General features: G+C 30.4%; 21 protein-coding genes and 2 other annotated features. Of the genes, 5 read left to right on the forward strand and 16 right to left on the reverse strand.

Translation table 11 applies throughout. The annotated features are described in order from the left end of the window. Complete coding sequence (gene pnp, locus LRR82_RS05710; protein WP_249028474.1) at nucleotides 1-2,136, reverse strand: polyribonucleotide nucleotidyltransferase; 2,136 nt, start codon at nucleotides 2,134-2,136, stop codon at nucleotides 1-3. Between the two features lie 126 nt (nucleotides 2,137-2,262). Between pnp and LRR82_RS05715 the strand changes: the two genes are divergently transcribed. From LRR82_RS05715 to LRR82_RS05735, 5 genes are all read left to right on the forward strand, one after another. Further along, on the forward strand, nucleotides 2,263-3,513 hold the full coding sequence (locus tag LRR82_RS05715) for a hypothetical protein (protein WP_249028475.1): 1,251 nt from the start codon (nucleotides 2,263-2,265) through the stop codon (nucleotides 3,511-3,513). Between the two features lie 67 nt (nucleotides 3,514-3,580). Next, nucleotides 3,581-4,372, forward strand: a complete 792-nt coding sequence (locus tag LRR82_RS05720; protein ID WP_249030583.1) for a ZIP family metal transporter — start codon at nucleotides 3,581-3,583, stop codon at nucleotides 4,370-4,372. Between the two features lie 151 nt (nucleotides 4,373-4,523). After that, nucleotides 4,524-4,749: a binding site (T-box leader), on the forward strand. 51 nt (nucleotides 4,750-4,800) lie between these two features. Next, nucleotides 4,801-5,787, forward strand: coding sequence for an ABC transporter substrate-binding protein (locus tag LRR82_RS05725; protein ID WP_249028476.1), 987 nt, complete (start codon nucleotides 4,801-4,803; stop codon nucleotides 5,785-5,787). A gap of 15 nt (nucleotides 5,788-5,802) precedes the next feature. After that, nucleotides 5,803-6,720: an ABC transporter permease gene (locus LRR82_RS05730; RefSeq protein ID WP_249028477.1), complete on the forward strand. Its 918-nt coding sequence runs from the start codon at nucleotides 5,803-5,805 to the stop codon at nucleotides 6,718-6,720. A gap of 1 nt (nucleotide 6,721) precedes the next feature. Beyond that, complete coding sequence (locus LRR82_RS05735; protein ID WP_249028478.1) at nucleotides 6,722-7,522, forward strand: ABC transporter ATP-binding protein; 801 nt, start codon at nucleotides 6,722-6,724, stop codon at nucleotides 7,520-7,522. Between the two features lie 40 nt (nucleotides 7,523-7,562). Here the strand turns inward: LRR82_RS05735 and LRR82_RS05740 are convergent, their stop codons facing one another. From LRR82_RS05740 to LRR82_RS05810, 15 genes are all read right to left on the reverse strand, one after another. Beyond that, nucleotides 7,563-8,192 (reverse strand): DUF421 domain-containing protein, encoded by a 630-nt coding sequence (locus LRR82_RS05740; protein WP_249028479.1) that lies wholly within the window; start codon nucleotides 8,190-8,192, stop codon nucleotides 7,563-7,565. A 585-nt stretch (nucleotides 8,193-8,777) separates the two neighbouring features. Then, nucleotides 8,778-9,263, reverse strand: coding sequence for a transcription elongation factor GreA (greA, locus tag LRR82_RS05745; RefSeq protein ID WP_249028480.1), 486 nt, complete (start codon nucleotides 9,261-9,263; stop codon nucleotides 8,778-8,780). 52 nt (nucleotides 9,264-9,315) lie between these two features. Continuing rightward, nucleotides 9,316-9,936 carry a uridine kinase gene (gene udk, locus LRR82_RS05750; protein WP_249028481.1) on the reverse strand — a complete coding sequence of 207 codons (621 nt, stop codon included), beginning with the start codon at nucleotides 9,934-9,936 and terminating at the stop codon, nucleotides 9,316-9,318. Continuing rightward, nucleotides 9,936-11,177, reverse strand: coding sequence for a peptidase U32 family protein (locus LRR82_RS05755; protein WP_249028482.1), 1,242 nt, complete (start codon nucleotides 11,175-11,177; stop codon nucleotides 9,936-9,938). The genes udk and LRR82_RS05755 overlap by 1 nt, the downstream gene beginning before the upstream one ends. Continuing rightward, on the reverse strand, nucleotides 11,149-12,048 hold the full coding sequence (locus tag LRR82_RS05760) for a peptidase U32 family protein (RefSeq protein WP_249028483.1): 900 nt from the start codon (nucleotides 12,046-12,048) through the stop codon (nucleotides 11,149-11,151). Before LRR82_RS05760 ends, LRR82_RS05755 begins: the two co-directional genes overlap by 29 nt. A 3-nt stretch (nucleotides 12,049-12,051) precedes the next feature. After that, nucleotides 12,052-12,654 carry an O-methyltransferase gene (locus LRR82_RS05765; protein WP_249028484.1) on the reverse strand — a complete coding sequence of 201 codons (603 nt, stop codon included), beginning with the start codon at nucleotides 12,652-12,654 and terminating at the stop codon, nucleotides 12,052-12,054. Then, nucleotides 12,639-13,718 carry an endolytic transglycosylase MltG gene (gene mltG, locus LRR82_RS05770; RefSeq protein ID WP_249028485.1) on the reverse strand — a complete coding sequence of 360 codons (1,080 nt, stop codon included), beginning with the start codon at nucleotides 13,716-13,718 and terminating at the stop codon, nucleotides 12,639-12,641. Before mltG ends, LRR82_RS05765 begins: the two co-directional genes overlap by 16 nt. A gap of 135 nt (nucleotides 13,719-13,853) precedes the next feature. Then, nucleotides 13,854-14,984 (reverse strand): lactonase family protein, encoded by a 1,131-nt coding sequence (locus tag LRR82_RS05775; RefSeq protein ID WP_249028486.1) that lies wholly within the window; start codon nucleotides 14,982-14,984, stop codon nucleotides 13,854-13,856. A 49-nt stretch (nucleotides 14,985-15,033) separates the two neighbouring features. After that, nucleotides 15,034-15,543: a DUF1292 domain-containing protein gene (locus tag LRR82_RS05780; protein ID WP_249028487.1), complete on the reverse strand. Its 510-nt coding sequence runs from the start codon at nucleotides 15,541-15,543 to the stop codon at nucleotides 15,034-15,036. A gap of 15 nt (nucleotides 15,544-15,558) precedes the next feature. Beyond that, complete coding sequence (ruvX, locus tag LRR82_RS05785; protein WP_249028488.1) at nucleotides 15,559-15,978, reverse strand: Holliday junction resolvase RuvX; 420 nt, start codon at nucleotides 15,976-15,978, stop codon at nucleotides 15,559-15,561. Continuing rightward, nucleotides 15,979-16,230 carry an IreB family regulatory phosphoprotein gene (locus tag LRR82_RS05790; protein ID WP_283162773.1) on the reverse strand — a complete coding sequence of 84 codons (252 nt, stop codon included), beginning with the start codon at nucleotides 16,228-16,230 and terminating at the stop codon, nucleotides 15,979-15,981. It abuts the gene before it with no gap. Between the two features lie 49 nt (nucleotides 16,231-16,279). After that, a complete protein-coding gene (gene alaS / locus LRR82_RS05795) occupies nucleotides 16,280-18,889 on the reverse strand; it encodes an alanine--tRNA ligase (protein WP_249028489.1) in 2,610 nt (869 codons plus the stop codon). A gap of 34 nt (nucleotides 18,890-18,923) precedes the next feature. Continuing rightward, nucleotides 18,924-19,119, reverse strand: a binding site (T-box leader). A gap of 182 nt (nucleotides 19,120-19,301) precedes the next feature. Then, a complete protein-coding gene (gene recD2 / locus LRR82_RS05800) occupies nucleotides 19,302-21,488 on the reverse strand; it encodes an SF1B family DNA helicase RecD2 (protein ID WP_249028490.1) in 2,187 nt (728 codons plus the stop codon). Then, nucleotides 21,488-22,621 carry a tRNA 2-thiouridine(34) synthase MnmA gene (mnmA, locus tag LRR82_RS05805; RefSeq protein WP_249028491.1) on the reverse strand — a complete coding sequence of 378 codons (1,134 nt, stop codon included), beginning with the start codon at nucleotides 22,619-22,621 and terminating at the stop codon, nucleotides 21,488-21,490. Before mnmA ends, recD2 begins: the two co-directional genes overlap by 1 nt. A gap of 241 nt (nucleotides 22,622-22,862) precedes the next feature. Continuing rightward, nucleotides 22,863-23,780, reverse strand: a complete 918-nt coding sequence (locus LRR82_RS05810) for an ROK family protein (protein ID WP_249028492.1) — start codon at nucleotides 23,778-23,780, stop codon at nucleotides 22,863-22,865. Nucleotides 23,781-23,856 lie beyond the last annotated feature (76 nt).

The following is a 23,856-nucleotide window of genomic DNA, read 5'->3' on the forward strand; positions in this document are numbered from 1 at the left end:
TTATTTTTCTTCTTTCTTTTCTTCTTTTTTAATTGGTTTTGGAAGCAACACTTTACGTGAAATATTAACACGTCCTTTTTCATCTACTTCCGTTACTTTAACTTTAACAATATCTCCGATTTTAAAGATATCTGCAGGATTTTCAACTCTTTCATGAGCAATTTGAGAAACATGTAATAAACCATCTGTTCCTTCAAATAATTGTACGAACGCACCGTATTTTTCAACACGAACTACTTTTCCATCATACACTTCTCCTACTTCTGCTTTTTTAACAATTGCTTGAATTAAACCAGCAGCAATATCAATAGATGCTTTATCAGTATGATAAATAACTACTTTACCATCTTGTTCAATATCAATCTTAACATCATTTGATTTTTCAATAATTTCATTAATTACTTTACCACCTTGACCAATTACATCTCTAATTTGATCTGGATGAATATGCATCATAAATACTTTTGGAGCATATGTTGATAATTCTTCTCTAGGTCCTTCGATTGTAGCTAACATATTGTCCATAATTTGTTTTCTACCAACTTTTGCTTGAGCTAACGCTTCTTGGATAATTTCTTTTGTAATACCATCAATTTTAATATCCATTTGTAAAGCACAAATACCTTTATCAGTACCAGCAACTTTAAAATCCATATCTCCTAAATGATCTTCCATACCTTGAATATCAGATAAAATAGTATAATCATCACCTTTTACAACTAATCCCATTGCAATTCCAGATACTGGTGAACTAATAGGTACCCCAGCAGCCATTAAAGCCATCGAAGATGCACAAATAGATGCTTGTGATGAAGAACCATTTGATTCCAATACTTCTGATACTAAACGAATAGTATATGGGAATGCTTCTTCATTAGGAATCACTTGTAATAAAGCTCTTTCTCCTAATGCTCCATGTCCGATTTCACGACGTCCTGGTGAACCCATACGTCCTGTTTCCCCTACTGAATATGGTGGGAAGTTATAATGATGCATAAATCTTTTTTGATCTTCTACACCTAAACCATCAATTTTTTGATATTCTCCTTGTGCTCCTAACGTACAAACAGATAATACTTGTGTTTCACCACGAGTAAATAATGCAGAACCATGTACTCTTGGTAATAAATCAGTTTGTGAATTTAAAGGACGAATTTCATCGATTTTACGACCATCTGGTCTTACTTTATCAACTGTAATTAAACGACGTACTTCATCTTTTTCTAAATCATGTAAAATGATTTTTACTTGTTTCATTACTTTTGCTTTGCTTGCATCACTTTCATATTCCATTGCATCATATTCACTAATAACAGCATCCATTAAATCATCAATAGCTGCATATCTTTCTAACTTACCAGGAATAGATACTGCTTTTATCATTTCATCATTTGCACGATTTGAGATTTCTTCTACTAAAGAATCTTCTAATTGGAATAAAGGAATTTCGATTTTTTCTTTACCAAAAGATTCTAAAATTGTTTCTTGGAAAGCAATTAATTCTTTAATTTTTTCATGCCCAAACATTAAAGCTTCTAACATTGTTTCTTCATCTACTTCTTTTGCATCTGCTTCTACCATGTTAATCGCATATTTAGTTCCAGCTACTTCTAAGTTAATTAAACTATTTTCTAATTGTTTTGGAGTTCCGTTAACAATAAACTCACCATCAACTAAACCTACATTCACACCTGCAATCGGTCCATTAAAAGGAATATCGGAAACACATAAAGCCAAAGAAGCTCCAAACATTGCCGCCATCTCAGGACTAGCATCTTGATCTACTGAAAGAACCGTATTCACACTTTGTACTTCATTTCTAAATCCATCCGCAAATAATGGACGAATTGGACGGTCAATCATTCTAGACGTTAATGTCCCATGTTCACTAGGACGTCCCTCTCTCTTTAAAAATCCTCCAGGAATTTTCCCTACTGAATATAATTTTTCTTCATATGTAACTGTTAATGGGAAAAAGTCAATATCCTTTGGCGTTTTACCAGCTGTTACTGTTGATAAAATAACAGTATCATTATAACGTACTAAAACTGATCCATTCGCTTGTTTTGCGATTTCCCCTACTTCTACTTCTAGATTTTTTCCATAAAAATCCATTCTAAACACTTGTTTATTCATTCTCTTCACCTCGTTATTTGTCTAATGTATTATATCATAGAAACATGTAATACAAAACATTATTTTATGAATAATAATGAAAACGATTTAATTTTATGTTATAATGGAAAAGCGGAGGAAAATTTTATGACAGAAATCGAACAAAAAAACTATGAACTATACAAAATGAAATTTGAGGCTAGTCCTACTCTTTTCACAGAATCACTTGCAAATGATTACATGAAATTATTGAAATCATTGGATATGGTGGAAGAAGCATGTTTAGTGGGAGAAACATTCTTAAATGAAGTACCAGAATTAAAACAATATATTAACCAATATGGATATGTATTATACAATACTTATATCAATGTGGAAGATGAAAAAATCAAAGCAGATTTAGATACTTTTTTTGAAAAGGTTGAAAAAATTATTTCAATGTGCAAACCTGAAAGATTTTCACCTTTCAATGCAACATTAAATAAAGCTATTCGTGTTGTTACTAATTCTAACCCTATTGACTACTCTCGTTTAATTGAGTTATTAGGAAATTATGAAGTAAGTGATTTATCAATGGAACCTTTTACAAATAAAGAAGGAAAAGAATTTGAATCACAAAAAGAACGTTATTATCGTTTATTAGTACGTGCTTTATATGAAACTAAACAATATGAAGAATGTATTACACAAGCAAATATTGCTTATAGCTTAAATCTTAAATGGCATTACAATGCTCAATCTTGGATTGCATACTATCGTGCTTTATCTTTAGTAGAAACAAAAGATTATGTAGAAGCAAAACATGCTTTCTTATCACTACAAAACCGTATTCGTGGAGTTGACTTCAATGATGTCTTATATACTGTATTTAGTGAAAATGGTGATCAAAAAGAAGCAAATATTTATTTATTACATGCATTCTTTGAAAAAGGATATTCAATTGATCATTTAGAAATGTATAAAAAATTATTAGCAGCTATCACTAAAACTGAAAAAGAAGAATTAATTAGTTGTGTTGATGAATTTATTAGTGCTTTAACAAAAGAAAAAAATATTGCATATACTGCATTAAAAGAATATGAAACTACTGCTTCTTCTAGTGATTTATATGATATTGTTTATAATAAAGTAATGACTAACTTATCTTTATTAGTAGAAAGAAAAGAAGCTAGTGTTGTTTATTATAATGATAAATCTAAAATCGGTACAATAGGTTCTGATTATAAAGAAGATGGTATCTTCTTTAGACAAGCTGATTTTGTTTATGATGAAGATGTTCAAAAAAGAGATAAAGTAGAATATACAGTATTACCTACTTTTGATAATAAAAAACAAACAATTAGTAGTAAAGCTATTTTAATTGTTACAACAGAAGAATATGTTGATTTTGGTTTTTAAGAGGATGTAAATCCTCTTTTTTTTATGAGCCCAAACACTTTTATAAAAGATGCATATAATAAGTGAGGTGAATGGATTGGATCATTTATATATTTATAGTCCGTTATTATTTGTTTTTCTAGCAGCAACATTTAACTGGTTAATGACATTTCTAGGAGCAAGTCTAATTTGTTTTGTAAAAACAGAAAGCAAAAAACTAGTAAGTATTGCTTTAGGTAGCTCCGCTGGTATTATGATTGCTGCATCTTTTTTTTCATTATTACTTCCTGCAAAAGAGCGTTTAGAAGGCTTAAATACCTTCTATTTACTAATTATTCCAATTGGGTTTTTATGTGGTGTGTTGTTTTTAAAAGTCACCGACTTCTTTTTTCCTCACGAACATGCCCTAATTCATGAACAGGAAGAAAAATATTTAAAAAATAAAGTACTGATGTTTGCAATGACATTGCATAATATTCCCGAAGGTTTAGCTGTTGGAGTAGCTTTTGCAGGTGTTGTAAATAACAACTATTTACCAGCATTAATTTTATCGATAGGGATTGGGATTCAAAATTTTCCTGAAGGCACCGCTGTTGCACTACCAATGCATCAGTGTGGAAGAAGTAAAAAGAGTTCCATTATGTATGGTCAGTTTTCTGGATTAGTAGAAATCCCTAGTGCTATCTTAGGATTTTTATTTGCTTCTTTTTTAGATGGTTTATTACCTTTTGCATTATCTTTTGCTGCTGGAGCAATGGTTTTTGTATGTGTTCAAGAATTAATTCCAGAAGCAAGTAATGCTTCCAAAAAAGATTTAGGATCATTTGCTTTTGTTATTGGTTTTATTGTAATGATGTCTTTAGATATACTCTTATCTTGATGTAAGCTTATTCAATATTGAATAAGCTTTTGGTTTATGCTATATATTATTTGTTTTTTTGTGAAAAAGCAAAAAAAATGTTGGTTTGTTGTGTGATTTTTCTGTTGACATTGTTTTGAAAATAATTTATCATGTTAATAACATTACATTAATAAATACGTTGAAGTGGACTAGTAAATAATGAAGATGAATTAGAGAAGTTACGGTTGGTGCAAGTAACTCATTCACATTATTGAATTCACCATGGAGTTATATGCTGAACTAACAGTAGGCATCATCGGTTAACATCCGTTACCATGTAAGTAATTTACTTGTAAGTCTGGGTTTGTGAAAACACAGAAAACTTGAGGTGGTACCACGATTCGCTCGTCCTCTATTGGGATGAGTTTTTTTATTACATGTATGGGAGAAAAAGGGAGAAAATGAAAATGAAAAAATTATTAAAAGTATGTCTTGCATTTTCTATGTGTCTAGCTGTTGCTGGATGTAGTGAAGATGATGCCGATAGTGACATGTTAACTATTGGAGTTTTACAATTAGCTGAACATAGTGCATTAGATGCATCTTATGAAGGTTTTGTGGATGGTTTAGCTGCTGCAGGTTATGTGGATGGTGAAAACATTAATATTGTATTTGAAAATGCACAAGGTGATAGTTCTAACTGTGTTACTATCGCTGATAAATTAGTAAATGATGGTAGTGATTTAATTTATGCAATTGCAACTACAAGCGCTCAAGCTGTTGCTAGTGCAACTACAGATATCCCTATTGTTGTTTCAGCAATTACAGATCCTGAAAGTGCTGGTTTAGTGGAATCAAATGAATTATCTGGTACAAATGTTTGTGGTGCTAGTGATTTAGGTCCAATTGAAGCACAATTAGAATTATTGTTAGATATTGTTCCAGATGCAGAAACTATTGCTATTATGTATTGTAGTTCAGAAGATAATTCTATTTATCAAGCTGAAATTGCACAAGAAATCTTAGAAGGTTTAGGTGTTAATGTTGAAATCGCTACTGTTTCTGATTCTAGTACTATTCAACAAGTTACTGAATCTTTAGTTGGTAAAGTAGATGGTATTTATATCCCTACTGATAACTTATTAGCTGAATATATGTCTTCTGTTGCTTTAGTAGCAAATGAAAATGGTATTCCTACAGTTGTTGGTGAAGGTGGTATGGTTACTGCTGGTGGTTTAGCTTCAATTGCTTTAGATTACTATGAATTAGGTGTTTTAGCTGGTGAACAAGCTGCTTTAATTTTAAATGGTGAATCTGTTCCTTCAGAAATGTCTATTGTATATTTAGATGCAGAAAGCTGTGAATTACAATTCAATCAAGATGTTATTGATCAGTTAGGAATTACTATTGATGAATCTTTATTAGAAGGTGCAACAATTGTAACTACTGAATAAAAATAGGAGATTAATATGACTAGTATATTACTTGCCATACAAAGTGCCGTTGGTCAAGGTATTTTATGGGGAATTATGGCACTGGGTGTTTATTTGACTTATCGTTTATTAGATTTTGCAGATTTAACAGTGGATGGTAGTTTTGCTACTGGTGGAGCTGTTTGTGCCATTTGGATAACAAATGGTGGAAATGTTGTGATTGGTGTTGTTTTGGCTACAATTGCTGGTTTTGCCGCTGGATTTATTACTGGTTTTTTACATACAAAATGTAAAATACCCCCTATCTTAGCTGGTATTTTAACTCAATTAGGTTTGTATTCTATCAACTTACGTATTATGGGTAGATCAAATCTACCATTATTACAATATGATACTATTTTCAAAAATCTAATGGAAATAACAGGTCTTGGATCTTCTGCCGTAACTATTATGGTTGGTAGTGTCTGTGTTGTTATTGTTATTAGTTTATGTTATTGGTTTTTCGGAACAGAAATTGGAAGTGCAATCCGAGCTACTGGTAATAATGAGAATATGGTTACAGCCCAAGGAATTAATACCAATACAACAAAAGTGCTCGGTTTAATGATTGGTAATGGTTTAATTGCCATGTCTGGAGCATTGGTTGCTCAACAACAATCATCAGCTGATGTTAAAATGGGAATTGGTGCAATCGTAATTGGACTTGCTTCTATTGTAATTGGAGAAGTTATCTTTGGTCGTAAAGGTGGATTCCGTTTCCGTTTGTTCTCGATTGTGGTAGGTTCTATTATTTATCGTATTATTGTTGCTATTGTATTACAAATGGGTTTAAATACAGATGACTTGAAACTATTATCTGCTATCTTAGTAGCTGTTGCCCTTGCTGTTCCAGTATTATTAGAAAAACGTAAACAAGTTTCTTCTTATAAGAAGTTAACAGGAAAGGAGTTATAAGATGTTAGAAATTAAACATGTCTATAAAACCTTTAATAAAGATACAATCAATGAAAAGGTAGCTCTAAAAGATATTAATTTAAAACTTGATCGTGGAGATTTTGTTACAATTATTGGAGGAAATGGTGCTGGAAAAAGTACGATTTTAAATATGGTTGCAGGAGTTTATCCAATTGATCAAGGTTATATTTATTTAGATGGTCATAACATTTCACAAGAGCCTCAATACAAACGTGCTAATTTAATTGGTCGTGTTTTCCAAGATCCAATGCTTGGAACTGCTGCTGATATGGAAATTCAAGAAAATCTTGCAATTGCATATCGTCGTGGACGTAAAAGAACATTAGGTTGGGGTATTAAACCAGAAGAAAAAGAAATCTATCAAGAAGCTTTAAAAAGACTTGATTTAGGTTTAGAAACAAGAACGACATCTAAGGTCGGTTTACTATCTGGTGGACAAAGACAAGCCCTTACACTGTTAATGGCTACTTTACAAAAACCAAAACTATTGTTATTAGATGAACATACTGCTGCATTAGATCCTCGTACTGCAAAAAAAGTACTTGATTTAACAGAAGAATTAATTAGTGAAGATAACTTAACTGCTTTAATGGTTACTCATAACATGAAAGATGCTATTACTTTTGGTAATCGTTTAATTATGATGCATGAAGGTACTATTATTTTAGATGTAAAAGGTGAAGAAAAGAAAAAGTTAAAAGTATCTGACTTATTGGAAATGTTTGAAAAAGCGGTTGGATTTGAAATGGACAATGATACAATGTTATTATCAAAAGATTAAAGTATGAAAACCATATTCTTTATTGAATATGGTTTTTTAATTATTTTTCTTTTATAATAATTTGATATTCTCCTTCTTTCATACCACAATAAAAGATATCCTTTGGTTGGTACCCTAAACTAAATAATTCATAAATAAATTGTTTTCTATTTATTTGTAGACTACATAAAACATAATCATTAATATTTCCATCATTTATTAAAGGTTCTGGGATATCTAACATTTGATTTTCTTTTAATATAATAGATAGCTGTCCATTTGTTTCTAACATTGCAAAAGCAACATTATCCACACTATCTACTCCCCCTACTCTTAATTGATGAAATAAATCATCAATTGTATAACGAAGTTTTTTCATGTTCTTTTGACAAATACAACCATCAAATATAATATAAGTTGGTCTCCCTTCTAATATATCACGGATATGTTTGTTCTTTAATAAAAGGATACTGATTATTCTATCAATCATAATTAATGAAAAGGTAGCAATAACACTATAATAAAATGGAAAATCTTCACTCCCTACTGACAAAGCCATTAATTCAGCCAATATTAAAAAGATAACAAAATCAAACACATTTAATTGACTAAACTCTTTTTTTCCAAAGAATCTTAATAGTATAATCAAATAGATATATAATTTTATGCATGTTAAAATAATTTCAATCATTTTATTCTACTTTCTTCCTGTTATCATATACTAAAATAGGAGGTACTTATGAGATCCTATATCTATATATGTTTAAAAGGATACTGTTTCCTTTTCATTAGTTACTTATTATTTAGTTTCATTTTTGCCATTTTTTTATCTTTTATACCAATTAACACATGGATTTATCAACTAATAACAACCTTTTTAAGTTGTTTTTTATTGATAATAATTAGTTTATTCTTTTTTAAACAATCTATTAAATTCCCTTTGTTATTACATCTTTTATTTATTATTATTTATTTTATAATTAGTATTATTTGGTCTTATCCTATTATTCCAATAACATCTCTAACTATTCGTTCGATTGCTTTTTTCGTACCTATCCTTTTTCTATTATTATTAAAAAAACAAAATAAATATCCTCTCTAAATGCATAAAGAACGAAGTTGATTAACAACTTCGTTCTTTATTTCTTTATCTAAAAATGTTCTCCTTTAAAAACTAAAAACACTACTATAAGCTTTTTTATTTAATTACAAAAAAACGAGCATGTTATTATACTCGTTATTTAATCTTATGCAATAATATCCATTTCAATATTGACTAATGCACAAATTCAATTTTTACAATTTTAACATCATAAGGATCTGCAACCCCTACAGTTACTACTTCATTAACACCATGTCCTAAAACAGCTTTTGCTAATGGTGATTCATTTGATATTTTTCCATTTTCAGGATCTGTTTCAAAAGAACCAACAATTTTGAAAACTTCAGGCTTTCCTTTTTTCTCAGACAAATCTATTAAAGTAACAGTATTCCCTGCTTTTACTACTTCAAGATCAATTTGTTCTTCAGAAATAAGTTCTGCATGTTGAATCATATAATCTATTTCTTTTACTCTAGCTTCTAAATGAGCTTGTTTTTCTCTAGCAGAATCATAATCAGCATTTTCTGATAAATCCCCTTGAGAACGAGCTAATTGAAGTTCTTCAATAACTAGTGGTCTTTCTACATTAACCAATTGTTCTCTTTCAAGTTTTAATTTTTCTAAACCGTCTTGCGTTAACAGTACTTTTTCGTGTTCCATAATTTCACCTCGTAATTAGTAATATATCATATTTTAGTAAAAAATACTAGTATTAATCAACAATACTAGATATTTTTGTAATTAATAAATCAATTGCAACATGATTACTTCCACCTTCAGGAATAATCACATGTGCAAACTTCTTTGTTGGTTCAATAAATTGTTCATGCATTGGTCGAACAGTATCTAAATATTGATTACAAACTGAATCCAAACTACGTCCTCTATCTTCTACATCTCTTCTTAAACGACGAATAAAGCGAATATCTGAATCAGTATCTACATAAATCAAAATATCGCATAAATCACGTATTTTTTGTTCTCCTAGAACAAATAACCCTTCAATAATAAAAACCTCTCTAGGCTCAATTATTTCCGTTATAGAGCTACGATTATGTTCTACAAAATCATAAGTAGGTTTTTCAATCGAATTACCTGCTTTCAAGCTTTCTAAATGACTCACTAAAAGCTCACTATCAAATGCAAAAGGATGATCATAATTTGTTTTTACTCTTTCTTCCATTGACAGATGACTTTGATCTTTATAATAATCGTCATACTTAATTATTTTAGTTGTATGACGTCCTTTAAAATAATCATACATCTTAGTTGCAATCGAAGTTTTCCCAGAAGCACTACCTCCAGCAATACCAATAAAAACTACTTTTTTCATTACACTACCTTCCTTCCCATATCATTGAACATAACCTCATGATCCATATCAATATACAATAACTCCATTGGATGATTTGCAACATCCACTTCCTCTTGTAATTCATTATATATTTTTGTCACTACAAATTCAATATTATCATGTCTAGGAGAGAATATTTCTATTCTTTCACCCACCTTAAAATAATTCCTTTGTTCAATTAATGCTCGTTTCGTTGTTTTATCATAATCCAAAACACGCATCACAAATTCTTGAGTAGGATGCTCTTGACGAGAAGAAAACAATTGACTATCTTGATCCATCTTATCATAATAAAAGCCATCACAAACAGCACGATTTGCTGCCTTTAATAATTCTTTTTTATAAAAATCACTATTTATAAATCCATCAGGATCCTGACAATATGTATCAATTAGTTTACGATACGTTGAAACTACTGTTGCAACATAATGTAAAGACTTCATTCTTCCTTCTATTTTAAAAGAATCAATTCCTAATTCAATTAAACTAGTAATATTTAACCCTAATGCCATATCTTTAGAAGACATACTAAACTTATTTTCTTTGTCATTGACTAATTGACTATCTTGATATAAATCATAATCCCAACGACAAGATTGCGAACAACCGCCTCTATTTGCATCACGATGTGAGAAATAATTAGATAACATGCACCTTCCTGAATAATGCACACACATTGCTCCGTGAATAAAATACTCTATATCCACCGCATTATTATTACGAATCACTACCAAGTCTTCATAACTAACTTCTCTACCTAATACAACACGATCCATCCCCATTGCTACAAAAAAATCAATAGCTTCACTATTTAATGAGGAAAGTTGTGTAGAAACATGAACTTCTAATTTTAAATGTAAACTTTTTGCAACATGCATAATATATGGATCAGCAACAATAATTGCCTTTACTCCAATATTATCTAAAGCACATAAATATTCTTCAATTCCTTCTAAATTATCATCATGCAAAATAATATTACAAGTAACATGAATATCAGCCCCATGTTTTCTAGCAAACTCAACACCCTCTCGAATATCTTCTAATGAAAAATTAGATGCATTTGATCGCAAAGAAAACTCTTTTCCTCCAACAAATACTGCATCTGCTCCATAAAGAATCGCTACCTTCAGTTTTTCAAGATTCCCAGCTGGAGCTAATAATTCTGGTTTCTTCACGATAACACGACGATTATTTTGATATTTTGATATTTTTCTCATCTGCTTCTCGCTTTCTTACATCTTCCATTTTATATACCGTCTCATCAAATAAAAAACTATGATAATACGCTACATTTGGATATTTTTCTTGCAACCAATTTTTAGCTTGTAACTTATCTTCTTGAAAATAACTTGTCACTACATCCACTAATTCATTATCACTCAAATACATTGATTCAATATAACCATAAGGAATATCTTTCACTTGTTCAAAAATACTCAAACATTCCATTTGTTTTTCACTTAAAATATGAGTACCATTCCTATCTTCATAGATATGACAACGATAATCTACCCCTGTTGCTTGAATAAAGTTATTCCCTTTATCCTCTATTTTATGATGTTCATAATAATTCGTCAGTAAATGACGTTTCGAATATGCCATATATTCCACTCCATGAACTTGCATCATTAAAGGCATCTTACTATGTGCCACTATTTCTAACTTCTGTTCTAACGATATTTCACGTGCTAAAAAAGCCATCGTAACACCTTGATAAAGCAATACATTTAAAGTAGCATAATTTGTATTTAATGTATCAGGAGCATAAATCATTTGTCCTTGAAATTGTAATTTTTTACAAATATTCAAAACTCCAAAATCTTGAAAAAAGATACCCTCAATACCACATTCTATTATTTTTTTTAAATGTAATCGTAAATCATCAAGATATTTTTCTTCAATTAAAGCATTCACCAAAACATATACTTTTTCCTTACAATCACGAACAAAACAATCCAACTGTTGATAATCAAAAGATATTGATTGTCGACATGAAAATTGTTGCATTCCACACACAAAATGCTTTACACCAATTTTTTCTAATTGTTCTCTTGTATTTACATTATTTATTGAAACAAAATATTCCATACTTTACCTTCTTTTTATTACACAAATCCCATCACCAATAGGATAGTATTCTACACTATAAGCATCATGATCAAAAATCCAATCCTTAAATCGTTTAATTTTTTTCACTAATTGTTTTGTGTTTCTATTCTTAATATTATCAATATCATATATCATCCCATGAAAATCTAAATTATCAACAATACATATCCCATCTTCTTTTAAAAAAGGGATGTATTTTTCAAAAAACTTTTGATACTGCGCTTTTGCAGCATCAATAAATAAACAATCATAAGATTTAAAAACTCTATTATTACAATCAAATTCCAAAGCATCATCTAAATGAATAAAAATTTTATCTTCTAACTGATAATCCTTAATATTCTTTTGTGCTTCCTGATAACGTGCTTCATCAATTTCAATAGTCTCTACAACAAAAGAATCAATATTACTTACCATCATCATCGATGAATAACCAATAGCACTACCAATCTCTAAACAACTTTTACATTGATGTTGCTGAAATGTATCAATTAAAAATTCAATTCCTTCTTTTTGCATAACCGGAATATTACGATCCAAAGCATGTTTTTCAATAGCATCAAAACAAACTAATCCTCCAACCATAAACCATCCGCCTTTGCTTCACTAATACCTTCTAAATGTTCACTATATGTCACACTATAAATTACTTCTCCTGAAGAAATAGCAAAGAAATAAAACTCATCCATCTCTACATAATTCAAACAAGACTCTATAATAATCTCACTCACTGAACTTACTGGCCCTACTGGTAATCCTGCATATAAATAAGTATTATATCCTGAATCAACTGCTAAATCAGAATAAGTAACAGCAACCTTCTTTACTTGATTTGCATAATTAACAGTAACATCACTTTGTAACAAACAATAAGTACCTGCACTTGTATGATCTTCTAAACGATTAATAAACACTCCCGCTATTTTACTATGATCTTCCTCATACAAAGACTCACTTTCAACAATAGAAGCAAAAGTTAAAAACTGATGAACAGACCAAACTTCTCCATCTACTTCAAAAGACTCTATTTCACTTTGATATTGACTTAATACTACATCCATTTGATCTAACATTAGTTTTGTAATAGATTCTATAGTAGGATCACTCTCTGTTATATAATAGGTATTTGGTGCCAAATACCCTTCTAAAGGAAAATATAATTCTTCTGATAAGATTTCATCACTAATAAACCAATATTCCTCAATTAAACTTTCTAAATAATCTTGATCTGCCCATTTCGTTATTACATCATTTTGAGTAATACCTAATTTACTAGCTACTTCTGTTGCAAAATCTGCAACTGAAGTTCCTTCAATTACTGTCAAAGTATCTTTTAATAAATATTCAAAAGATCCTTCATTTAAAATAGCACAAATCTCTTCGAAATCCATACTTGTATTTAAAACATATGTATTTGCTTGAAACGCATGGTCTGTGATTTTTAGATAAACTTGTGCTGATAGTTTGTTACTTAATAAACCAGCTTCCTCTAACTGTGTTAAAACACTACTGTCACCACCTTCAATAGTAACAATAACATCCTCATCACTACCTACTGCTTCTAAACCACTACTATACATATAAGTTGTAGTCGCAATTGTTGTCAATAACAAAACAAATAGAATACCTACTATTATTTTTAATTTCATGAAAATTCCTCCTTTTTACATTATAAATGAATTTACTTATTCTTTCAAATAAAAAGAAGGTCAATAGCCTTCTTTACTAGTACAAGATAACTTAGGCTTTGATAAAGCCTCAAGTTATCTTACACTAAATTAGTATTATACTCCAGAATTATTTGTAGTACCTTTTCTTTCTAAAATATCAAAGAATTCATTAATACAAACTGGTTCAGCAATCAAGTATGAATAATCTCTTTCAAACAATAATCCATTTTTCTCACGTGAAATTTCTACAACTTCGATAATTCCACCTTTTTGACAACCAACCACAATCCAACGATCTCTAAAAATCTCTAAACAACGAGGATTTGCAGAAGTATCCACAAAATCTTGATAAGTTAAACTTCCATCTTCATTTATTGAAAACAAAGTAACACTATCATGCCCTCTATTTAAAACAACTGCTAATAAACCATCCTCTGTAAGTTTAAACTCAGAAACTAAGTTATCTTCTTCAGGGAATTTTTCTTTATCATAAGAATCTATTTCTTGCATAAAAGTAAATGTTTTATTTTCATAACGATAGACACAAATCGTATTTACTAATTCATTTACAACATATGCAATTGTACCTTCTTTATTAAAAGTCATTTGACGAGGACCATATCCTGGTGTTACATCAAAACTAACATCAACATCTTCTACCAATGTACCATCCTCTTGAACATCAAATACTATAACACGATCAAGTCCCAAATCTACGACATATAATTGATTATCAGGTGTAAATCCAACATAATGTGGATGTGATTGAGTTTGACGTATTGGATCCACTCCCACACCTTCTAATTTATGTACATAGATTACTTTATTTAATTTTTTCTTAACAATTCGAGCTACCATAATTTCCCCATTATAGTAATCTACTCCAAAGAACTTATCCGCACTTACATCATCACCATTCACACAGCCATGCATATAAGTTTTTCCCTCATCCGTAACTCGTGACACTAGTGATAATGTTTGAGCTGTTGATGTATAACTACATACCCCACCATCAGAAAGTGCTCCAGTTCTATTTTTATAAGTTGTACAAACAAATCTCCCATAATTAAAACTATAAATAGGATTTGTAGGCGTTTTGAAATGTGATTTGAAAAAGATTTCTCCAGTTTCAACATCAATCGTAAATGTATAAACTCCTCTTGTTTGTGCATTTCCATATGAATTTACAAAAAACGAATCTAACTCTCTTCTTTTTGTAAAAATACCACCTTTAAATATTGCCATTTTCCTTCTCCTTATAGAAAAAAGCTAAGTAATCTTAGCTTTGTTTCGATTATTTTGAACATTTACATTCGTGTTCTTCATCTTCTTTGTGTCCACCACAACATTCATGATCTTCATCATGTCCGTGTCCACCACAACATTCATGTCCTTCTTCATGATGTCCGTGTCCACCACAACATTCATGACCTTCTTCGTGATGTCCGTGCCCACCACAACATTCATGACCTTCTTCGTGATGTCCGTGCCCACCACAACATTCATGATCTTCATCATGATGATGTCCGTGCCCACCACAACATTCATGTCCTTCTTTTGACTCTTGTTCAGCTACAAATGTATTAAAAATTTCTTCAATCATTTCCCACTCTTCAGGAGTTTCAACTTCAAATAAATTTCCTTCATCATCATATCCTGATGCAAAGATTTCCATTTCATCTAATTCTGGATTAAAATATAAAACATATTTTTTCCCTGATTCAGGATCATCGAAAGTAAATAATACTTCCATTTGAATTTCTTTACCGCTTTCGTCAATTACAATAATTTTGTTTGCTTCCATGTTACATTCCTTTCTCTAGTGACTATCTAAATAACCTTGTAAAATTGTCACTGCTGCCATTTTATCAATGACTTTCTTTCTTTTTTTTCTTGAAACATCTGCAAAGATAAGTGCATTTTGAGCAACCTTGGTAGTAAGTCGTTCATCAATTAAGATAACCTCTACTCCAGGAATTGCTGCTTCTAGTTTCGCTTTAAAATCAATTGAAATTTGAGCACGTTCTCCAATGTCTCCATTCATATGTTTAGGTAAACCTAAACATATTTTTTTAACGTTATTTTCTTTAGCAAGTTCGCTAACTCGTACTACTGCCGCTTCATCTTGATCTTTTTCAAAATGAAATGTTTCAACACCGTGAGCTATCATTCCTAAGACATCAGACATCGCAATTCCGCATGTGACTGATCCCAAGTCTAAACCAATTATTTTTTCCATTTATTTCTCCAAATATGATTTCACTAATTCTTCTATGATTTCATCACGATCAATTTGTTGAATAATACTTCTAGCATTTTTATAACTAGAAATATAAGCAGGATCATTTGATACTAGGTATCCGGATATTTGATGCACTGCATTATATCCTCTTTCTTCCAAAGCACCAATAACAGTTTGAAGATTATTTTTAATCATTTCATGACGCATTTCTTCAGAGCTAAAAACTTTTGTTTTGGATAAATCTTTCATAATCCTACCCCCTTTCATACTACAATATTTTACACCATTTAATAGGAAATTACAAAATGTTTTTCAAAGCTTGCAAAATTACATTTTTTGTATCGTTATAAACACAACCACCTTGTGCTAAATCTGGCTTTCCACCACCTCGTCCATCTACCAAAGCATTTATATTTTTCACAATATCACCAGCTTTTTTACCTGTTGCAACAATATCTTTGGTAACAGCAACAAAATAAGAACATTTATCTTCTTGTTTTGCTACTAAAATTACAACACCACTTTCTAATTGATCACGATAATCAAACGCTAATTGTTTTGCTTTCCCAGCTTCCATTTCTTCTTCTACCAATAATACCTTTAGTCCATTGATATCTAAAACATCATTTGCTTTACTTGCAGCAACTAAACTATTCATTTTAGAAGTAAGTGCTTCTAATTCTTTTTTCGTATCATGTAATTCTTTTACAATAGATTCTACTTTTGTAACTACATCATTTTGATTTTTTAATTTTAACGTATCCGCAATCATTAATACTGTATTCTTCTTAGCAATCAATGCATCATATGCTTTTTTACCAGTAACTGCTTCAATACGTCTTGTACCACTACCAATACTTTCTTCTGTTTCAATTTTAAATAATCCAATACTAGCACTATTCGTTACATGGCAACCACCACATAATTCCACAGAATAATCACCAACACTAACTACACGAACAACATCTCCATACTTCTCACCAAATAAAGCCATCGCACCTTTTTCAATTGCTTCCTCTTGACTCATTGATTCAATAGTAACTAATTCTCCTTTGAAAATTTCTTCATTCACTTTTTCTTCAATCATTGTTAATTGTTCATCACTTATTTTTTCAAAATGTGTAAAGTCAAAACGTAAACGCTCATCATCCACATAAGAACCCGCTTGGTGAACATGTGTTCCTAATGTAACTTGTAATGCTTTTTGTAAAATATGCGTAGCTGTATGATTTGCAGTAATGCGACTACGTCTAGCTACATCTACTTCTAATGTGAATTCATCTCCTAATTGCACTGTTCCAGATTCAACTGTTACACAATGTAAATGTTGTTTATTTGGAGCACTCAATACATTTACTACTGTTAGTTTTGTTTGTTCATTATACATTACACCAGTATCATTACATTGACCACCCATCGTTGCATAGAAAGTAGTAGCATCTAAAATAACTTGTCCTTCTCCTTCTAATACTTCTACATTTTGGCCTTCTTTAAATAAACCAATAACTTTACCAGTACTAATCTTAGGATCATAATCAAAACTTGAACATTCCATAAATTCCATTAAATCAATATTTTGACTAGCCATTGATTCTACATCACTTCTTGAACTACGAGAACGAACTTGTTGAATTTTCAATTCTTCTCTAAATCCTTTTTCATCCACTTCTTTATTTGATTCTTCTGCAATTTCTAACGTTAATTCAAAAGGAAAACCATAAGTATCATATAACTTAAATACATCTTTCCCTTCAATTATACCACTTGTGTTTTTAGCAATAATATCACCTAATAACTTTTCTCCATTACTTAATGTTTTATGGAAAGCTTCTTCTTCTCTTTTTACTAATTTAGTTACTAAATCAACTTGTTCCGGTAAATTTGTATAATAGTCCTTCATAATATCACATACTACTTGTACTAACTCATACATAAATGCTTGTTCAATTCCAATTTGTTTTCCAAAACGAACAGCACGACGTAAAATTCGACGTAACACATATCCTCTACCGGCATTATCAAATAATGCTCCATCACTTAAAGCAAAGGTAACTGTACGAATATGATCTGCAATAACACGATAAGCCATCTTATTATCACTATATGCACAATTTGCTTTTGCTTCTACTGCATGAATAATTGGTAAAAAGAAATCAGTATCAAAATTAGTTTCCCCTTGTTGAATAATACTTACTAAACGTTCTAATCCCATTCCAGTATCTATATTCTTTTGTGGTAATTCTTGATATTCTTCTCTAGCAACACCATCTTTAGAATTATATTGAGAAAATACTAAATTCCATATTTCTACATAACGATCATTTTCTAACTCTTCATAAAATAACTTTGTACCTAGTCCTTCCAAATCATAGAAATCTCCACGATCATAGAATATTTCAGAATCAGGTCCACAAGGTCCTTCTCCAATTTCCCAAAAGTTTCCAGGAGTTTTTAACATATGTGTTGGATCGATTCCTTTTTTATTAACCCAATAATCATATGCAAAATCATCTCCATCATGGACTGTAATATATAATTTATCTTTTTCAAAACCAATCCATTTTTCATCTGTTAAAAATTCCCAAGCAAAATCAATTGCTTCTTCTTTAAAATAATCTCCTATTGAAAAGTTTCCTAACATTTCAAAAAAAGTATGATGTCTTGCCGTTTTACCAACATTTTCAATATCATTTGTACGTATTGATTTTTGAGCATTGGTAATTCTAGGATTTTCAGGTGTAATTGAACCATCAAAATATTTTTTAATTGCTGCTACTCCTGCATTAATCCATAATAAAGTAGGATCATCATTTGGTATTAAAGAATGACTAGGCTCTACTTTATGTCCTTTACTTTCAAAGTAATCTAAGAACATTTGTCTTACTTGATTTCCACTTAACTGTTTCATTTTTTCCTCCTAAAATATAAAAAGTCGTCCTATTTCTAGGAACGACTAATCGCGGTACCATCCTAGTTCATGTATAAATACATGCCCCTCAATTCACAATAACGGTGTGTCACCGGTAAGTTTTACTTACACTCGAAAGTAGCTTTCTCTATTCTATCATAAACATTCCCACCAACCATGTTCTCTCTAAAAAAATATAAATAGATACTTATCTTTGTCAACGATTTAAAGAAATTATACACAAAAACCATGTATATTACAATAACAATACTAAAAAATTATATTCTTTCTCGAACATCATGCATCATATCGCAAACACAGTCGCAACTACACATAGCTACTAAAAAAGTAGCCATACTTAAAATAAGAATTGCATTGTTTTTCATTATATCACCTCTTGTTTAGGATAACCTTAATCCATAAAATCATACGGTGAAGAAGAACAACTTACTTCAAACTGTTCTTTTAATGTAGTTACTCTAGCATTATCATGAATATTATGAATTGCTCTTATATATGACTTTTCTTCACCTAATAAAAATAAGTGATTTTTTGCTCTTGAAATTGCCGTATATACAATATTTCTTTTCAACATTATATAATGATTCGATAATAAAACTAAAATAACAATTTTAAATTCAGACCCTTGTGATTTATGAATAGACATACAATAAGCATGTGAAATAGTAGCAAAATCATTACTCGTATAAGTTACAAGTCTTCCTTCAAAATCAACAACCAACGTATCTTGCTTAACCTCATACTCCCCTTTTTTCATTATTTGCGTTAATATTCCAATATCACCATTATATACATCATCATCTGGTCTATTTTTTAATTGTAAAATTTTATCGCCTACACGATATGTTCTAGAACCTACCTGATAACTAGCAGACCAATCATCGCAAGGATTCATTACATCTTGTAATACTTTATTTAACTCATTAATTCCTCCATCACCTTGATACATTGGTGATAAGACTTGAATTTCATGCATAGAGTAACCTTGTTCCATCGCCTTTTCAACTAAAAAAGACACATTATGCACAACATCACTACCAATACAAGGATAAAAATGAACATCTTTATATTCCTTAGTAAAAGATAAATCTCTAATATCTTGATGAATTATTTGATCACACAAATCAACAATCCCTGATCCTGATTCTTGTCTAAATATTTCCTCTAAATAAACCGTAGGAACAATCCCATCCATTAAATCATGTAAGACATTACCAGGACTTACCGAAGGTAACTGATGGAAATCACCTATAAATAATATTTTAATAACATGTTTACTAGCTTTTAAAAGATTAGCTAACAATAAACAATCCACCATACTTGCTTCATCAATAATTAAAACATGTTGACTAATCGGATTCTTTTGATTCATACCAAATTTATTCGCATCTAAATCCCATTTTAATAAACGATGAATTGTTTGAGCTTCTATATTCGTTAATTCACTTAATCTTTTAGCAGCCTTCCCTGTTGGTGCTAATAATGCAACACTATGATTTGGATATAACTTCTTGTATATTTCAATAATTGCTTTTACAATCGTTGATTTTCCTGTTCCTGGACCACCAGTTAAAATCATTGCAGGTGATTGTAAAAAAGCATAGATTGCTTCTTTTTGTTTCACAGCATATTCAATTTCATTTTGTTTTTCCAACATTTCTAAATATTCTGGTGCTTCATCATTATAATATAAATCATTTCTTGATACTAAATCTCCAATAAACTTTGCGATTGTACATTCTGCATCATATAATGCATATTCATAATATTTTCCTTGTTTTTCAACAATTTTACCATTTTCTATTAATTCTAATAAATATTCATCCATTAATTGAAAATCAAAAGCTGTTAAGAATCGAACAAGTTCCTTTTGAATCATACTTAATGTTACATAAGTACTGCCTGTTTTAAAACATAACTCTTTAATAACATGAACAATCAAAGCCTTCACTCTTCTTTGATCATCAAAAGCAATACCTACTTTATAAGCTAATTGATCAATTGTTTTAAAACCAATTCCTTCAATATCATCAATTAATTGATAAGGATTATTTTCTAGTATTTGTAATGTCTTTTCTTTATAAAAAGATTGTATTACACCAATATTTTTAACACTAACTCCACTTTTCATAAAAAAACGCATTACTTCATAATCATTTTGTTGTTCCAATAAAACCTTTTGAATCATTTGTGCTTTTAGATCATTCATCGAATCAACACTATCTAGTACTTTTATATCTTCTTTTATTAATTCAACACAATTTTCACCTAACGTATCAACAATTGCTTGTCCCATTATTTTCCCTATTCCTGGAAATAGAGAACTAGAAAAGAAGTGAACTAAATCTTCCTTTTCACTAGTTGCTAGTACTTCATATTCACTAAAAGCAAATTGTTGGCCATACTTTGGATGAGTTGTATATTCGCCTCTAAAAACATAAGTATCATAATCTGTATAGTTTGCGATATTACCTGTCATTATAATTTCTTTATCTTCCACCTTCACTACACATACAATATAACAAGTTGCTTCACTATAAAAACGAACTGATTGAATTTTACCAGTAAATTCAATCATTATAAGTATTCCAATTCTTTTCCATCATTATAGACTTTTTCAATAGTTCCACCACCTAAACATATTTGTCCATCATAAAAGACAGCAGCTTGTCCAGGAGTTACGGCTTTGACAGGTTTATCAAAAGTCAAATAAACAGTATTCTCATCTAAGAATTTCAATTGAATTGGGTTATCAGCTTGTCGATATCTAAATTTAGCATGACAACTAATAGTACCTTCTGGTTTTTTCGAACCTACCCAGTTTACATCACTAATCAATGCTCCTGATGAAAGAAGCCAATCATTTTGATCACCTTGACTAATATATAAAACATTTTTATCATAATCTTTTCCAACTACAAACCACGCTTCTCCAGGTCCACCAACACCTAAACCTTTTCTTTGACCAATTGTATAATACATAATACCAATATGTTCTCCAATTACTTTACCAGATTCAATGTCTACCATTTTTCCATTTTTAGCAGGAATATAATTTTGTAAAAATTCTTTAAAATTTCTTTCTCCAATAAAACAAATACCAGTACTATCTTTTTTATTAGCAACCGGTAAATCTATTTCTTTGGCAATTTTACGAACCTCTGATTTATCAATTTCACCCAAAGGAAACAGTGTTGTTTGTAATTGTTTTTGATTTAATTGACATAAAAAATAAGTTTGATCTTTATTATTATCATGTCCCTTATACATAATAGAATCCAATCCTTCAAAATGTTCAACACGAGCATAATGTCCAGTAGCAATATAATCTGCTCCTAGCTCTTTTGCATAATCTAAAAAAGCTTTAAATTTAATATGTTTATTACATAAAATATCAGGATTAGGAGTTCTTCCTTTTTTATATTCTTCAATAAAATAAGTAAAAACATGATCCCAATATTCTCCAATAAAATCAACTCTCTTAATTTCAATTCCTAAATGTTTAGCAACTGCCTTTGCATCATTATAATCTTCTTCTTGAGGACAAATACTATTTTCATTCGTTGGGTTACCTAAAATATCATTATTTAGTTGGCTATCCCAGTTTCTCATAAATACCCCGATAACGTGATATCCTTGTTCTTTTAATAAATAAGCAGCTACTGCTGAATCAACTCCACCACTTAGTCCTAACACTACTTTTTTTGCCATATATTTGCCTCCTTATTTAAGTATTTTAGCATTTTTCATAACAAAACACTAGTAAAATAAAATCATCAAAGAAACTAAAAATAACATAAAAAAGTTTACTTGTTATTTTTCATAAATCAATAAGAATGGTGCATACCATAATATTCTAATAGCTTTTGCCACCACTCACTTTTACATCCAAGCAAATAAACAGTTATCACTAAAAAAGAACAAACTATCCTGTCTGTTCTTTTCAAATTTATTATTTTAAACGTGACATTGGTAACATTGCTGCTCCAATAGCACCACAATCAACAAGTTCAGTTTCCAATAAAGGAATATGTCCTCGCATTCCTACATGAATAGAATTATTAAATCTAGCAAGTAATTCTTCATAGAAATACTCTTTAGACTTCATAACTCCTCCACCAATTACAAAACAATGAGGATCAATTGTATGAGCAATATCAGCAAAAGTTAACGCTAATTCATCAATACATTCTTCTACAATATTTTTAGCTACTTCATTTCCTTCACTAGCTAATCGAAACACATCACCAGCATGGATAACTTGATCACCTAATTCCTCTTGTCCTTTACGAACAATAGCAGTACCACTAGTTTCACCCTCTGCTGCACCTGCATTTAAACCACCATGTTTATAACCATTATTTTTAACTACGATATTTCCAATTTCACCAGCATGACCACGTCCACCAGATACTAATTTACCATCTACAATAAATGCTCCACCAATTCCAGTAGAAATAGTTACATAATAAACAGTAGCATAATCTTTACCAGCACCTAAAATTGCTTCTGCAAGACCAGCAACATTTGCATCATTATCAATAAAGCATGGTAATCCAAATTTAGCAGTTAATTTATCACAAATTGGATAATCTTCAAAACCAGGTAAATTGGTTGCCATAATCATAACACCATTTTTTGTATCTACAGGACCTGGAACACCAATCCCAATTCCTTCTACATTTTCTATTCCACCACAAGCAGTAGTATCTAATGCTTCTATTTGACCAATAATTTTATCACATACAAAATCTGGTCCGTTTTCTCTATCAGTGCTATCTTTTACTTCACTATAAGTTTTTCCTAATTCATCAACTAATAAAGTACGAACATTAGTTCCACCTAAATCAATTCCAATATAAAATTTCATTCTAATTCCTCCTAGGTATATATTTAAATTATACTATAAAGAACATTTCTTGAAAAGAAAAAACAACTGCTTTAGA

Origin of the sequence: Tannockella kyphosi, from assembly GCF_021054785.1 — a bacterium.
Lineage (GTDB): Bacteria > Bacillota_I > Bacilli_A > Erysipelotrichales > Coprobacillaceae > Tannockella > Tannockella kyphosi.

Coding starts and splice junctions, on each gene's coding strand:
- pnp (WP_249028474.1), bottom strand. CDS start 2,136: ATGAATAAACAAGTGTTTAGAATGGATTTTTATGGAAAAAATCTAGAA.
- LRR82_RS05715 (WP_249028475.1), top strand. CDS start 2,263: ATGACAGAAATCGAACAAAAAAACTATGAACTATACAAAATGAAATTT.
- LRR82_RS05725 (WP_249028476.1), top strand. CDS start 4,801: ATGAAAAAATTATTAAAAGTATGTCTTGCATTTTCTATGTGTCTAGCT.
- LRR82_RS05730 (WP_249028477.1), top strand. CDS start 5,803: ATGACTAGTATATTACTTGCCATACAAAGTGCCGTTGGTCAAGGTATT.
- LRR82_RS05735 (WP_249028478.1), top strand. CDS start 6,722: ATGTTAGAAATTAAACATGTCTATAAAACCTTTAATAAAGATACAATC.
- LRR82_RS05740 (WP_249028479.1), bottom strand. CDS start 8,192: ATGATTGAAATTATTTTAACATGCATAAAATTATATATCTATTTGATT.
- greA (WP_249028480.1), bottom strand. CDS start 9,263: ATGGAACACGAAAAAGTACTGTTAACGCAAGACGGTTTAGAAAAATTA.
- udk (WP_249028481.1), bottom strand. CDS start 9,936: ATGAAAAAAGTAGTTTTTATTGGTATTGCTGGAGGTAGTGCTTCTGGG.
- LRR82_RS05755 (WP_249028482.1), bottom strand. CDS start 11,177: ATGAGAAAAATATCAAAATATCAAAATAATCGTCGTGTTATCGTGAAG.
- LRR82_RS05760 (WP_249028483.1), bottom strand. CDS start 12,048: ATGGAATATTTTGTTTCAATAAATAATGTAAATACAAGAGAACAATTA.
- LRR82_RS05765 (WP_249028484.1), bottom strand. CDS start 12,654: ATGGTTGGAGGATTAGTTTGTTTTGATGCTATTGAAAAACATGCTTTG.
- mltG (WP_249028485.1), bottom strand. CDS start 13,718: ATGAAATTAAAAATAATAGTAGGTATTCTATTTGTTTTGTTATTGACA.
- LRR82_RS05775 (WP_249028486.1), bottom strand. CDS start 14,984: ATGGCAATATTTAAAGGTGGTATTTTTACAAAAAGAAGAGAGTTAGAT.
- LRR82_RS05780 (WP_249028487.1), bottom strand. CDS start 15,543: ATGGAAGCAAACAAAATTATTGTAATTGACGAAAGCGGTAAAGAAATT.
- ruvX (WP_249028488.1), bottom strand. CDS start 15,978: ATGGAAAAAATAATTGGTTTAGACTTGGGATCAGTCACATGCGGAATT.
- LRR82_RS05790 (WP_283162773.1), bottom strand. CDS start 16,230: ATGAAAGATTTATCCAAAACAAAAGTTTTTAGCTCTGAAGAAATGCGT.
- alaS (WP_249028489.1), bottom strand. CDS start 18,889: ATGAAACAGTTAAGTGGAAATCAAGTAAGACAAATGTTCTTAGATTAC.
- recD2 (WP_249028490.1), bottom strand. CDS start 21,488: ATGATTGAATTTACTGGTAAAATTCAATCAGTTCGTTTTTATAGTGAA.
- mnmA (WP_249028491.1), bottom strand. CDS start 22,621: ATGGCAAAAAAAGTAGTGTTAGGACTAAGTGGTGGAGTTGATTCAGCA.
- LRR82_RS05810 (WP_249028492.1), bottom strand. CDS start 23,780: ATGAAATTTTATATTGGAATTGATTTAGGTGGAACTAATGTTCGTACT.